The sequence below is a fragment of the Marinobacter panjinensis genome, from assembly GCF_005298175.1.
GTDB lineage: Bacteria > Pseudomonadota > Gammaproteobacteria > Pseudomonadales > Oleiphilaceae > Marinobacter > Marinobacter panjinensis.
The window spans coordinates 2909048-2922339 of sequence record NZ_SZYH01000001.1; the positions used below are offsets into that span (position 1 = coordinate 2909048).

Consider the following 13292-nt stretch of genomic DNA (forward strand, 5'->3'; position numbering starts at 1 on the left):
TCCGGGTTGGGAATACAGTTCGATAGTAACAGGTTCACGTTTTCGTCAGTGCAGTTTCAGGCGCGGGTGCATGGCGCGTGAGATTCGGTCGAGTAACCATATTATCCCGGTGCGCAGGAAACCGTGCAGGGCCACCTGGTGCATACGGTACAGGGAAACGTAGAACAGGCGCGCTACCTTGCCTTCGATGTACATGCTGCGGCCGGACAGGTTACCCATCAGGTTGCCCACGGTGGTATAGCGGCTGAAGTTGATCAGCGACCCGTGGTCATTATAGGCGAAGGGCACGGCTTCCTCCCCTACCAGGCGATTGCGCAGCGTCTTGAACAGTACATCCGCCTGCTGGTGAGCCGCCTGTGCGCGGGGTGGCACCGGGCGATCCGAATCCGGTTGTGGGCATTCTGCACAGTCACCAAAGGCGAAAATGTCCGGATCGGTGGTGGATTCGAGGGTTTGTTTGACCTTTATCTGGTTGCCGCGATTGGTCTCAAGCCCCTGAAGCTCTGACAGGAAAGCCGGAGCCTTGATACCTGCCGCCCATATGGTCATCTCGGAGGCAAGCTCGGTGCCGTCCTTCATGATCAGGGTGCCATCACGGATTTCACTGACGGGCTGGCCTGTCATCACCCTGACGTTCTGGTGCTCAAGCTCTCGGGTTGCCGCGGCCGACAGCCGCGCCGGAAGCGCCGGCAGAATTCGCTCCGCCGCTTCAATAACAGTGATGGAGACGTCCTCCGGTCGCAGGTAATTCATGCCGTAAACCGGCAGTTCCCGGGAAGCCAGGCGTAACTCTGCGGCCAGCTCTACACCGGTGGCGCCGGCACCAATGATGGTAATCGGCAGTTCATGGCCATTGCCTGAAGTGGCTTCATGGTTCTTACGCAAAAAGGCGTTGAGCATCAGGTTGTGAAAGCGCCGTGCCTGGTTCAGGCTGTCCAGGAACAGGCAGTGCTCCTGGGCACCAGGGGTTCCGAAATCATTAGCGTTACTCCCCACCGCAATCACCAATGTGTCGTAGCCAATATGTCGTTCCGGAACCACTTCCTTGCCTTCCTCATCGTGGAAAGCCGCAATGACGACCTCTTTGGCAGCACGATCAAGCCCGTTCATCCGGCCCAGCTGGAATTCGTAGTGATGCTTGCGGGCATGGGCGCGGTAGTTGATTTCGTTGGCGCTGGCGTCCAGGGAGCCAGAGGCCACCTCATGGAGCAAGGGTTTCCAGACATGGGTCAGGCCGGCGTCCACCAGGGTAATACGGGCCTTGTGCTTTTTTCCGAGTTTGTTGCCAAGGCGGGTGACCAGTTCAAGGCCGCCCGCGCCACCGCCTACGACAACGATATGGTGCAGGTTTTCCATAACATGGGGGTTCCTGAAGTGAAAAAAGACTCAGTGGCGGGCGCGAAAGGTATCCAGAATAGCGGCCATATCGTCCGCAAGCTCGGTGACCTTGTCAGGGCTGATCTCCCGCTGTGCAAATGAGCGCAGACCGATAAGCTGCGCCTGGAGAAACCGTGCCAGCCGGGCACAATCGGTATCCGGCTTCAGTTCGCCCTGGATTTTTGCCTGCTCAAGAAGCTCCGTCAGCGACTGTTCGATGGCACCCAGAATTGCATTTGCCTGGTCTGCGATTGCTGAGTTGGTATTGCTCGCTTCCAGCAGGGTTTTCACAACCATGCATGCCCGGGAAGGTGATACTTCCTCTGGGCTCGACTGACGGGCAATATAACGAAGGTAACCCTGAAGCCCGTCCAGCACCGACGAATACCCGGCCAGGTGCTCACGGAGCTCAGCGCCTCCTTGCCGGGCGTAAGCAGCCAGGGCTTCACCAAACAGCCCGTCCTTGTTTCCGAACGTGGCGTAGATACTGCCCGGGCGCATGTCCAGCGCCTGTTCGATCTGCTTCATGGAAGCGCCGCTGTAGCCGCGCTCCCAAAACAGGTTCATGGCTTTTTCCAGGGCGACTTGTCGATCATAGCGAGCATTTCTGGCCATTGTGCCTACCAACATCTGGTGGTTGAAATCATCCTCAATCATAACTTGAGTGATCACTCAATAACAGTTACGGTGGAGGCGTAAATGAGTAATCACTCAAGAATCGATTTCCGAGGAGAACGTTATGTCAGATTTCCCTGTTCACGATGTGGAGTCCGCACCGGAAAAATCCAGGCCATTGCTCGAAAAATCCCTGAAGGGGTTCGGCATGATCCCCGGGCTGCACGCAGTGATGGCAGAAGCCCCAGGCGTTCTGGAAGCGTATCAGAAACTGCATCAGCTGGTACTGGACAGCAGTTTCGACAACGACGAAAAGACCGTGGTCTGGCAGACCATCAATGTCGAGAATGCCTGTCACTACTGTGTGCCCGCGCATACCGGTATTGCCAAGATGATGGAAGTGTCAGACGACATCATCAACCCATTGCGGGATGAAAAACCCCTGCCCAGCGACAAGCTGGAAGCCCTGAGAACCTTCACCCTTGCGGTGATGAACAAGAATGGCAATGTCAGCAAGGAAGACCTGGATGCCTTCTACAGAGCCGGCTACAAACACCGCCAGGTACTGGAGGTTATTCTGGTGTTGTCCCAGAAGACCATGAGCAACTACATCAACCACATTGCCGAAACCCCGGTTGATGAGCCGTTCAAGAAGTTTGCCTGGGAAAAGAAAAAGTAACGGGACTGTTCATTCCCGGCCTCACGGGTGCGGCTCAGCCCGCATCCGTAGCCAGTATATGGGCCTGCCGCTGGCGTTTTTTCTGTAGCACTTTGTCCACGCACTGGTCCTCGTCTTTCAGAATCACCACGCACTCAAGACACTGGATGCATTCGTCATAGTCAATGCGTCCGTCCTTGTGGATGGCATTGATGCCGCAACTGTTCTTGCAGTGCTGGCAGGGCTTGCCACAAAGCTCGACCCGGTCCAGCCAGCTGAACAGGCGCAGCTTGCCGAGGACTGCCAGGCCAGCCCCCAGCGGGCACAGGTAACGACAGTAGAACTTGTGAATGAACATGCCGATCACCAGCAGGCCGAGTGCGTACACCACGAAGGGCCAGTAGCGCACGAAATACAGCGTGATGCCGGTTTTGAACGGCTCCACTTCCACCAGCTTTTCCGCCAGCTCCAGCGAATAGAAGGCGGTGCCCACCAGTACCAGAAGAATCGGGTACTTCAGCAGAATTAACCGACGATGCCAGTTCTCCGGCACTTTAACCTGCCGGAATTTCAGCTTTTCGCCCAGCCAGGCAGACATCTCCTGCAGCGCACCAAACGGGCACAGCCAGCCACAGAAAAGCCCCCGGCCCCAGATAAACAGGCTGATGAAGGTGTAGGTCCAGAGAATGAACAGCACCGGGTCCATCAGGAAAACATTCAGGGAAAAGCCGTCCCAGATGGACAGGAACAGGGTGTAGATGTTCACCACCGAAAGCTGACCCTGGGCATAAAAGCCGATAAAGAAAAGGGTGAAGAACAGGAAGCCCCAGCGGAAACGGTGCACCAGCCTGGGGTGCCGGCTCAGAGTGCGCTGGCGGGCAAAAAACACGGTAAGTAGGGTGAGACTCGCCACCAGTATTGAAATTGTCAGCCAGCGTTCTTTCCAGAGCCCGATCCACACGGGCGGGCGATTGTCCTCCGGCCGCGGCGCAACCTCGACGGTTTCGAACAGCTCGCTGGCAAAGGTCACCGGAATGTCGAGCTCAGTGCTATCGGCCACCAGATGGTTCTTGCGCAGGGTAACGCTCATTTTCAGAGTAGCGTCGGCGCCGGGATTGAAACCGGCGTTACCACCCACCCGGAACAGGGAGGCCATTGCCACATCGGGCATGCCATCGGCACGGAGCTGGATGTTCTGGTCAAACACATTGATGTCACGAATCTCAACCGCCAGGTTGTTCTGCTGTAAGCCAAGCCTGCCTGGTGAGCTGCCCGGCGTGAAGTCGTCGGACAGGTGAGGATAAAGGCCGCGTGACAGGACCGCCAGAATCTGGGCATCCGGCCCGATGCGTTCCTTCAGTCTGGCAAAGCCGTCATCGCCCAGCAGGTTGCGGCCCACCATGGGGGCGTTGATGTAGCCAAAGAACAGTTCCGTGAAGGGCTCTCCGGGCTCCGGTTCCGGCATTTCCGGGTAATCGGAAAGCGTGTGTCCGGTTTTTTGTTGGAAACCATCAGGGCCAAGACGGAAGTGGCCAATGTAGCCACGGTCGAGCAGTTCCGGCCAGGACAGAGGCTCGTAAAAGTCTGGCCTGGCCCTGGTAGGTGCCTCCTGGGAGAAGCCTTCCAGTTTTTCCCGGGCTACCTTGAGGGCAGAAGAGAGAATGGTGTCGTTGATGATCAGCACCGAGACGGTGGCTTTGCTCACCCCGTCGAAGCGCACCACATTACCGTCGGAATCCTTGCCGGTGCGATTGCCGGAAGTACTGACAATAATCTGCTCCGTCAGCGAGCGGTCCTTGTACTGGCTGATAAACTCGAACAGGGGTTCTTCACCCAACCCATGGAGGAACACTGGCTCGTGGTAGTTGAGGATACGGACACCGGTAAAGCGTCCGCGGGTGTCCAGCCCGATCAGCATACTGATGGGCTTCCCGGCGAAGCCCTGAAGCCGACTCAGATCCAGGGACTCGTAGGCGTACCCCAGCAGTTCCTGCAGCTGGTACACGGGGTAAACGGGATAATCCGGCAACTTGTCACGGATTTCCGTGGCTTTGGGAAACAGCTCCTGGATCATTGCCCGCTGTTCATCGGCCGGCGCGCCATGAGCCGCTTGCAAAAAACTGACAGTAACCAAAAGCAGCAACAGCCGCCCCAGCATGGCAATTCTCCAGAGATTTCTTTTTGTTGGTTATGCCAATGCTAGAGGTTTGCCAACCCCGCACAATGCTACCTGAGAGCCGTGGGCGTGCTACTTTGTGAGGAGAAATGGGGGAGTGAAGTGGATGGTCCGGCCGGCTCAGGTGAGCCGGCTTACCCGAGCCATCAGCCGGCGCCAGTCAATGGGCAGGCGCTTTTCCAGACTCACCAGCGCCGGGTCTTTGGTGTGCAATGCTTCGAAAGGCTGCTTGCTGGCAAACAGGACGGTGTTGTTGGTTTTGCTCTTGAACAGCAACAGCACTGCGAATTCCCCGCGGAGCTGGCGGAACAGTGGACTGTTGAGGTCTGGTGTGCGGTGATAGTTGATGGTGAGCCAGCCGCTGTCGCTGAGAACCCGGCTGCATTGTCTGATAAACTCCCGCTGTGCCTGCGTGGGACTCATGCGGTCCGAGTTGTACATGTCTGCCAGGATCAGGTCGGTGCTGCTGTCCGGCGCCTTGCCGATGGCATCCCGTGCATCTCCGAGGGTGACAGTGAGGTTGGCGGAGTGGGGCAGGCTGAAATACTCCCGGGCCACTTGCAGTACGCTGGGCCGCAACTCCACGGCACGGACCTGGCAGTCGGGCAGCAGATGCAGCAGCGCACTGGCCATCACCCCGCCACCCAGGCCCAGAACGGTCACATGGGCTGGTTGCGAAAATGCCACGGGCAACAGCATTGCACGGCTGTATTCGTGAACGGGAAGGTGGGGCTTGCGGCGATCTATCTTGCTCTGTTCGAATACCGAATCAAAGGTCATCACCCTATGTTTGCGATAGTCGATCACCAGAATGCCACCGAGTGCGTCCCGTGTGTAATGGATAATTTCGCCCTTCAAGGTGGCTGTCCTCGTCTGATCGCTGCGCCGCTATTCTGGGCATTTGCCCACGGGTTCTCAAGCCGGATGACAATGCCGGAGCCCGCCTGCCCATGAGCATAGACGCGTTCAATGCACTTGCCTGCCCACTCGATGGTGATCCCCTGACCCAGGCCGGAGCCTGCTGGCATTGCCCGGCGGGCCACAGTTTCGACGTTGCCCGCCAGGGCTATATTCACCTGTTGCCGGTACAGAAGAAGCGTTCGCTGGACCCCGGCGACAGCAAGGCCATGGTGGCCGCCCGCCAGCGCTTCCTCAATACCGGTTATTACCGGCCCATCGCCGAGGCCGTAACGACCGCGGTGTTGAAAGATACCGTTGGCGATACCAACCCGCTGGCCTGCATGGACGCAGGTTGTGGCGAAGGCTATTACCTGCGGGAACTGGCACTGGCAACGACGGACCTTCCTCTCTCGCTGATGGGGCTGGATATCTCCAAGTGGGCAACCCTTGCGGCTGCAAAACAGGACAAACGCCCCCGCTGGGTGGTGGGCAGCAACGCCAATCTCCCGGTGTTAGCCGGGACTCTGGACCGGGTTCTCTGTCTGTTCGGTTTTCCTGTCTATTCCGAGTTCGCTCGCGTGCTGAAACCCGGTGGCGTACTGATCCAGGCAGATGCAGGCCCAAATCATCTGCGGGAACTGCGGGAGATTATCTATCCCTCACTGAAGCCCGAGAAGTCACCTGCGGAGCAGGCACCCGAGTGCTTTTCGACACTGGCCATGGAAACTGTCTGCTACCCACTGACCCTGGACAGCCAGGATGCTATTGCCGACTTACTGGCAATGACGCCGCATCTTTACCGGGCCTCGGCAGAGGGGCGTGCACGTGCCGAGACACTTGAAGCCCTGACGGTCACCGTCGAGGTGACGCTGCGACGACTCGTTCGGTAAGCGGGCATGGCTACGAAAGCGCTTTGATGGCGTCTTCTGCCCCGGTGGATCTGGCCAGGTCCAGAGCAGAATGCCCATCCGCATCCGTTAACGATGTATCCGCCCCTGCCTCAAGCAGGCGGTCAACCATAGCTGCATGATCGGCGATGGCGGCGGCCATAAGCGGCGTTCTCAGCTGATCATTACGCAGGTCGGGGTTTGCGCCTGCGTCCAGCAGCAAACCGGCGGTATCAGCGTGACCGTTGGCGCACGCCAGCATCAGCAGGCTGTCACCGCTGCTCGTGCGGATGTCCACCGGTACGCCGGCGTTGAGCATTACGCTGAGTGGGCCGGCGCCGCCATTCCGGGCCAGTTCAAAAAGCCCTTGGGCAAAGGCGATGGCATCTTCATCCTGCTGATTGGCCGGATCTTGCGGGCTGCCTGGCTGATCGTCGCTCATGTTATTCCTCTGGTTTTGGTAAGGATCTGGACAGACCCACGATACCACTGTTAAAACCATTGTATCAGGCAAGAAAAACCATCAAAGGTACAGGAGAACAGAACAGTGAAAATCAAGGTTCGAGGTATTGAAGAAGGCCAACCGGTGCCGGAGAAGTTTGCATTCGGCGTTTACAGTGAACAGGACCACATGAGTTTCGGCCCCAACCGTAATCCGGAAGTGACCTGGGAAGATGTCCCGGAAGGCACCAAAAGCTTTGTGGTGATGATGTTTGATCCGGACGTGCCCAGTGTTGCGGATGACGTCAATCAGGAAGGCAAGACGGTATCGAAGGACATTCCCCGGGTGGATTTCTTCCACTGGTTGCTGGTGGATGTGCCGGCGTCGGTTTCCTGCATCCCCGAGGGCGAGGACAGCGATGGTGTGATTCCCAAGGGTAAGGAGCCCGGCTCAGGCCCGTTGGGGCGTCGCGGGGTGAACAATTTCACCCAGTTTCTGGCCGGCAATCCGGACATGGCGGGCACCTACGGTGGCTATGACGGCCCATGCCCACCCTGGAACGATGAAATCATTCACCACTACCACTACGAAGTGCATGCCCTGGATGTGGAAAGCCTGGGCCTTGAGGGAGAGTTCGACGGCGCCGCCGTACGTGAAGCTATGGCGGGCCATGTATTGGCAAGTGCGCGAGTAACCGGTACCTATACCCTTAACCCGGACCTGCGGTAATGCCGGCAGCTCCTTAATGGCGAAAGCTCGATGAGAGTGTCCTCCAGTTGGCCCTTCAGGCTGGGTATGGCAGCCGCGGTTGTTCTGGTTATGGCAATGCTGTGGCTGGTTCTGAGACAGCTGGGAATGCCGGCCAGCCTTTCACCCAACGCGCTGTCAGCGTGGCTGAACGGGCAGGACGCCTGGGGGCCGGTGTTTCTGTTTTTGATGATGGTGCTGGCGGTGGTGGTCGGGCCGATACCAACCCTGCCAGTCAGCGCCGCTTCGGGTCTCGCCTATGGCGTGCTTGCGGGCACCTTGCTGGCAGCGACCGGGGCTCTGGCAGGCGCCATGATCGCGTTTGCCATCGCCCGGATACTGGGTCGTGAAGCGCTGAAGAAAAAACTGTCAACAAGTCCGGTCTTTGCCTCCGACGGCTCCCAGCGGCTGTTGTTCTGGGTGGTCTTCCTGACCCGCCTGATACCATTGTTCTCTTTTGCGCTGATCAGCTACGCGGCCGGGGTGACGGCAATTCACGGGTGGCGGTTTGCGGTGGCTTCCCTGTTGGGGATGCTTCCCATGACGTTTGTGTTCGCGGGTCTTGGCACCACTTTCGAGTTGAATCCACTAATGACGGTCGCCGCTGCCACGCTCGTCCTTGTGGTAATGACGCTGTTCCCCTGGTACCTCTCTCAAAGGCCAGGCTCAAGCCTTGCACGCTGGTTGCATCTGGATTCAAAGCGGTAACCGTGTAATAAACGAGGTTCTACCAGCGGATTCGGGAACAGTTCCTGACAAACAAGCCGGTGTAGCCGGCGGGAGAGACAGCTGATGAACAAGGTATGTGTTGTGATGGGTGTTGGGCCGGGCAATGGCGAGGCCTTTGTGCGGCGATTCAGCGATGAAGGTTTTCGGGTAGCGATGCTGGCACGCAGCGAAGATTATCTGAAGCAACTGGAGCAATCGATCGAGGGTGCCCGCGCGTTTGTCTGTGACATGATGGAGCCGGAACAGATCACTGCAGTGCTGGCCGCCATCGAGAGCGAGCTCGGACCGGTGTCGGTAATGATGTATAACGCCGGCGGCGGTGTATTCAAGAACGTGGAGGAGGCCAGCCTGGAAGAGTTCGAGGCCAACTGGCGCCTTAATGTTCAGGGTCTCGTGGCGGCGACAAAAGCCGCATTACCGCAGCTGCGCCAGCACGACACCGCCAGCATTATCGTCACCAGTGCGTCGGCAGCGACACGGGGCCGGGCCAACACCGCGCCCTTTGCGTCGGCCAAGGCGGCCCAGCGCAGCCTGGCCCAGTCACTGGCCCGCCAGCTGGGGCCGGAGAAAATCCATGTGGCGAATGTGGTGATTGATGGCGTGGTGGATCTGCCCCGCACGCGGGCAATGCTTGCGGACAAACCCGATGACTTTTTTGTACAGCCCTTGGCCGTCGCCGATGCGGTCTGGACACTATGCCAGCAAGACCCTTCTGCCTGGACTTTCGAGCTGGATATCCGGCCGTTCGGGGAAAACTGGTAGCGGCGCTACAGCGCCAATATTTTTCGGTTTCCGTTAGTGGGCAACAATCTCGCCGGCCATACCCGCCTGCTTGTGCCCGGGAACCTTGCAGAAAAACGCCAGCTTCCCATTTTCAGGGGCGGTTACAGTCAAGACATCCGTGTGTCCGGTCTGAATTGTTTCTGTTGTCATTCCCTCGCCGGCGATGTGCAGGTTGTGGCTGAGGCTGCCCTCGTTGACAAGCTTTATTTCCACCCTGGAGCCGGGCGCCACCTCAATTCTGGCTGGCTCAAAGGCGAACTCTTTCGCCACCACTTCTATTGTCCTGGTATCGCCACTCTGATGCTGATGAGCAGAAACCGTTCCCGGGCTCGCTGCGAGTGCACCAGCCATCAATGTTGCTAAACACGAAAACACTCCAAAGACTTTCATGGGTGCTCTCCTCGATAATGAGGGGGAAGACGGAGCCGGGCAAGTGCCCGGACCGTCATTTGAGAACCGATGGGTCTGGAATCAGAGTCTCTCTACCTCATCCTGCTCGAACATGATGTGCAGGAACGGCTGATTCTTACCGTTGGGCAGTTCGAAGGCTGTGGGAACAGGCGAAAATACCGGCCCCTTCCCGGTGGCCTTGATAGGCGGCAGCATCAGGTGAGTGTGGTGCTCTTGCCCGTTGATATGACGCTCCTCTGGCGCCAGCGGCAGATCCCGGGTATGAACCAGTTCGTAGTCCTTGTTCCGCACCACTTCGGAGGTCATCAGGTGCATTACGCGATGGTCATCCACCAGCTCGCCGTTGATGTGTAGTTCGCCCACGCCCCACAGAGCAGCGACGGTATCGACTTCTGGCATTAGTGGGCTACCTGTACCGGTGGTACCGTGGTGAACCGAATCCAGCATCACACCTCCCTGGGTTTCATAACCGGGAAATGGTGGCTTGACCACATGATCCAGTACCACTCGGTATTCGTTACCCTGGGGATCCGAAAATTCCGCCGTAAACTCTGCCGTGTCCGGCGTTTGGCCGGGCTTGCCTGGGGGGTCGGTTTCCACCATGTCGGTGAAAGTGGCTTCGAAGCTGCCCTCAATAATCCGCGCATCGTTGGAAAACGGGGTTGGCTGGGCAAATACGTAATCACCGTTGGGCATTACCTTACGGGCCTTCTGCGGGGCAGCCACTATAATCGGAACCTGCTTTAAAAGCTCCGGAACGGTTGCCGGCCCCTTGGCCTGCATTGCTGCCTTAATCTTGGGCTCAAGCAGCATCTTCGGATTATCCGGCGTGCCAAAGGTTTCGCGGTCCAGTTTTCGGGGCCCCGGCAAAACCCAGTAGGTCACTTTGCCCTCTTCCTGCGTAACTCGCATTTCGGCAAGCGGCTTCGATGTTTTTTCTCCGGAGTTCGCTGAGTAGGCGCAACCTGCAAGAAGTGCCGATGCCACCATTACAGCCAGTGGCTGGGTGACAAAATTGGGTTTGCTGTTGGATTTACTTGTGAGAAACATGGTCGTCTTTCCTCCCGTTGTTACCTTCGGGTGAGCAGCCGCAACGTGCGTCCTACGGCCCCTCATATTGCCTGCCTGGAGGCAGCCCTTACCCCAATGACACTCAGCTCTGGCGAATGTTACAAACGATTTTCAGCTCATGAAAAACGGGAGTCGATCTTGGTGCACAGCAGTGTGAGTTGCCCATCGGGTTTTACCGAGTCCATGCCCCCAGGGCATTTTCAATATGCCGGACAATGGAGTGGTTCATGCGGAGATCGCCCTTGTCGACGAGTGCTCTTTTACACAGGATTGGTGGCGAGGATCTTCTTCAGAAAATCCTGGGTTCGGGGATCTTTCGGGTTATAGAAGATCTCGCTGGGTGGCCCCTGCTCCACAATCCGGCCACCGTCGATAAAGATCACCCGGTCAGCCACGTCCCTGGCAAAGGACATTTCATGGGTGACCACCATCATGGTCTGGCGCTCTGAGGCCAGCTGCTTCATCAGCCCCAATACTTCTTCTACCCACTCAGGGTCCAGCGACGACGTGGGCTCATCAAACAGGATGACCTCGGCACCGGCGGCCATGGCACGGCCGATACCAACCCGCTGCTGCTGGCCGCCGGACATGGATGCAGGATAGGCATCTGCTTTCTCACCCAGGCCGATCTGATCGAGGATCTCCCGCGCCCGTCGGTACGCTTTTTCTTTGGGCCATTTATCCACCACCAGCAGGCGTTCGGCAATGTTCTGCAGTGCCGTCTTGTTGGCAAACAGCGCATAGTTCTGGAACACGAAGGCGGTTCGCCGCCGCATGGAGAGGATCTCCGCACGGCTGGCTTTTTTCACATCCACGGTGAGGTCCCCCACGGTCATGGTGCCGGCGGTGGGTTGTTCCAGGAAATTGATGCAGCGCAGCAGGGTGGATTTGCCGGTTCCCGAAGGCCCGATGATCACCACGATTTCGCCCTTCTCGATGGTAAGGTCGATGCCGTCGAGGACCACCGTCTTGCCGAAATGTTTGCTCAACGAGTCCAGTTTGATCATCGGCTATAGGCCTTGTTCAAGCGGATTTCCAGGTAGTTCTGAAGCTTGGAAAGCAGTTCAACCACTATCCAGTACATGATGGCAGCCACAATGAACGCCTCGAAGTACAGGAAGCTGCCGGCCGCCTCTTTCTGGGTAGCGCCCATCAGTTCAGTGACACCCAGGGTGAATGCGAGAGAGGTTGCCTTGATCATGTCGATGAAGTAGTTCATCAAAGTCGGCAATGCTACCCGGGTTGCCTGGGGCAGGACGATCCGCCGCATCATCTGGCCGTTGGTCATGCCGATCGACAGCGCCGCCTCTGTCTGGCTGCGGTCAACACCAACGATGGCGGCACGGATTGATTCAGCCATGTAGGCGGAAAAGTGCATGGTCAGGCCCATGATGGTCGCTGTGACTCCGTCTATGACTGTCAATGCACTGACTAGTTGGGGCAGTCCGTAATAGAACAGGAACAGTTGCACCAATAGCGGTGTGCCCCTGAAGAAGGAGATGAACACGATGGTCAGTTGATTGAGCACCGGAATGCGAAGCACCCGGATGACGGCAAACAGGCAGGCCAGAATCAGCGCGAGTACCATCCCGATACCGGCCAGTTGCAGGGTTAGGGGCAGGTAACTGAGCAGGACAGGTACCAGCCCGAGCATGTACTCGACGTTCAACACGTCCATAGGGAATCAGGCCTTGGTGTGCCCCTCAGGGCTGGGTGATGTCCGTGCCGAACCATTTCTCGGAAATGGACGCCAGGGTGCCGTCGTCACGCAGGGCCGCCAGGGCCTTGTTGACCTCATCCCGCATGGCCCGTCCTGCTTCGTTGTCGCGGAAGGGATAGGCATTAGTGATTTGCGAGAAGGTGGGGCCGGCCAGCTCCAGTGGCAGCGGCTTCTCCTTGATGATCTGGCTGGCGCTGACCCGGTCCATCACGAATGCATCGACGCGGCCCAGGGCGGTGTCCCGTTCCAGATTACTCTCATAGGTCTTGATATCGATCTGGTCCGCGTAGGGCAGCTCACGCAGCAGTGCTTCGAAGTTGGAGCCCAGGTTTACGGCAACGGTTTTCCCCTTGAGGTCTTCCACACTCTGGACTTCAGTGTTGCCTTTTTTCGTCACCACCTGGGCACCGTCATAGACGTAGGGTTCGCTGAAAATATACGCCTTCTGCCGCTCTTCGGTGATGGTGATCTGGTTGGCCACGGTGTCGATGCGTCCGGATTCCAGCATGCCAAACAGGCCCGAGAAGTTGGCGGTTTCGTACTGGATGTCACGTCCCATCTCCTTACCGATGGCATTCATGACATCGACGTCGAAGCCCTTGAGCTCATCCTGCTCTACAAAGGTAAACGGGAAGTACTGGCCGGACATTCCGACCCTTAATGGATCGTCCTGTGCAAGCAAAGGAGCGCTTGCGAGCAGGGAAATAATCAGTAACGTGTTGATAAATAGAGTTTTCATAGAGCCTCCTTCCGGCGTTCATCGTACCTGAAGCATA

Annotated in this window: 15 protein-coding genes; 5 read left to right on the plus strand and 10 right to left on the minus strand. The window is 57.7% G+C overall.

Annotated elements, in window-relative coordinates:
* Nucleotides 1-45: 45 nt before the first annotated feature.
* Nucleotides 46-1356, minus strand: a complete 1311-nt coding sequence (locus FDP08_RS13330) for an NAD(P)/FAD-dependent oxidoreductase (RefSeq protein ID WP_137436622.1) — start codon at nt 1354-1356, stop codon at nt 46-48.
* Nucleotides 1357-1386: 30 nt separating this feature from the next.
* The gene (locus FDP08_RS13335) at nt 1387-1992 is read right to left on the minus strand and encodes a TetR/AcrR family transcriptional regulator (protein WP_137437333.1); all 606 of its coding nucleotides are present in this window, start codon (nt 1990-1992) and stop codon (nt 1387-1389) included.
* A gap of 124 nt (nt 1993-2116) precedes the next feature.
* Here FDP08_RS13335 and FDP08_RS13340 point away from each other — a divergent pair, with 124 nt between their 5' ends.
* The gene (locus FDP08_RS13340; protein WP_137436623.1) at nt 2117-2671 is read left to right on the plus strand and encodes a carboxymuconolactone decarboxylase family protein; all 555 of its coding nucleotides are present in this window, start codon (nt 2117-2119) and stop codon (nt 2669-2671) included.
* 34 nt (nt 2672-2705) lie between these two features.
* Here the strand turns inward: FDP08_RS13340 and FDP08_RS13345 are convergent, their stop codons facing one another.
* Both FDP08_RS13345 and FDP08_RS13350 read right to left on the minus strand, forming a co-directional pair.
* Complete coding sequence (locus FDP08_RS13345; RefSeq protein ID WP_137436624.1) at nt 2706-4808, minus strand: NosR/NirI family protein; 2103 nt, start codon at nt 4806-4808, stop codon at nt 2706-2708.
* Between the two features lie 138 nt (nt 4809-4946).
* The gene (locus FDP08_RS13350) at nt 4947-5684 is read right to left on the minus strand and encodes a spermidine synthase (RefSeq protein WP_137436625.1); all 738 of its coding nucleotides are present in this window, start codon (nt 5682-5684) and stop codon (nt 4947-4949) included.
* A gap of 92 nt (nt 5685-5776) precedes the next feature.
* Between FDP08_RS13350 and FDP08_RS13355 the strand changes: the two genes are divergently transcribed.
* On the plus strand, nt 5777-6616 hold the full coding sequence (locus tag FDP08_RS13355) for a putative RNA methyltransferase (protein WP_137436626.1): 840 nt from the start codon (nt 5777-5779) through the stop codon (nt 6614-6616).
* A gap of 10 nt (nt 6617-6626) precedes the next feature.
* Here FDP08_RS13355 and FDP08_RS13360 read toward each other — a convergent pair whose 3' ends face one another.
* Nucleotides 6627-7055, minus strand: coding sequence for an ankyrin repeat domain-containing protein (locus tag FDP08_RS13360; protein ID WP_137436627.1), 429 nt, complete (start codon nt 7053-7055; stop codon nt 6627-6629).
* A 105-nt stretch (nt 7056-7160) separates the two neighbouring features.
* On the opposite strand from FDP08_RS13360, the gene FDP08_RS13365 reads away from it, so the two are divergent.
* The 3 genes from FDP08_RS13365 (at nt 7161) to FDP08_RS13375 (ending at nt 9293) form a co-directional block, all read left to right on the plus strand.
* Nucleotides 7161-7784, plus strand: a complete 624-nt coding sequence (locus FDP08_RS13365; RefSeq protein WP_137436628.1) for a YbhB/YbcL family Raf kinase inhibitor-like protein — start codon at nt 7161-7163, stop codon at nt 7782-7784.
* A 66-nt stretch (nt 7785-7850) separates the two neighbouring features.
* Nucleotides 7851-8510 (plus strand): TVP38/TMEM64 family protein, encoded by a 660-nt coding sequence (locus FDP08_RS13370; protein ID WP_137436629.1) that lies wholly within the window; start codon nt 7851-7853, stop codon nt 8508-8510.
* A gap of 84 nt (nt 8511-8594) precedes the next feature.
* The gene (locus FDP08_RS13375; protein WP_137436630.1) at nt 8595-9293 is read left to right on the plus strand and encodes an SDR family NAD(P)-dependent oxidoreductase; all 699 of its coding nucleotides are present in this window, start codon (nt 8595-8597) and stop codon (nt 9291-9293) included.
* 33 nt (nt 9294-9326) lie between these two features.
* On the opposite strand, the gene FDP08_RS13380 is transcribed toward FDP08_RS13375, so the two are convergent.
* From FDP08_RS13380 to FDP08_RS13400, 5 genes are all read right to left on the minus strand, one after another.
* Complete coding sequence (locus tag FDP08_RS13380; RefSeq protein ID WP_137436631.1) at nt 9327-9704, minus strand: cupredoxin domain-containing protein; 378 nt, start codon at nt 9702-9704, stop codon at nt 9327-9329.
* 81 nt (nt 9705-9785) lie between these two features.
* A complete protein-coding gene (locus FDP08_RS13385) occupies nt 9786-10775 on the minus strand; it encodes a hypothetical protein (RefSeq protein WP_137436632.1) in 990 nt (329 codons plus the stop codon).
* A 281-nt stretch (nt 10776-11056) separates the two neighbouring features.
* On the minus strand, nt 11057-11803 hold the full coding sequence (locus tag FDP08_RS13390; protein WP_137436633.1) for an amino acid ABC transporter ATP-binding protein: 747 nt from the start codon (nt 11801-11803) through the stop codon (nt 11057-11059).
* Entirely contained in the window at nt 11800-12474 is a 675-nt protein-coding gene (locus FDP08_RS13395) for an amino acid ABC transporter permease (RefSeq protein WP_137436634.1), read from the minus strand. The genes FDP08_RS13390 and FDP08_RS13395 overlap by 4 nt, the downstream gene beginning before the upstream one ends.
* 25 nt (nt 12475-12499) lie before the next feature.
* Nucleotides 12500-13255 carry an amino acid ABC transporter substrate-binding protein gene (locus tag FDP08_RS13400; RefSeq protein WP_137436635.1) on the minus strand — a complete coding sequence of 252 codons (756 nt, stop codon included), beginning with the start codon at nt 13253-13255 and terminating at the stop codon, nt 12500-12502.
* Between the last annotated feature and the right edge of the window lie 37 nt (nt 13256-13292).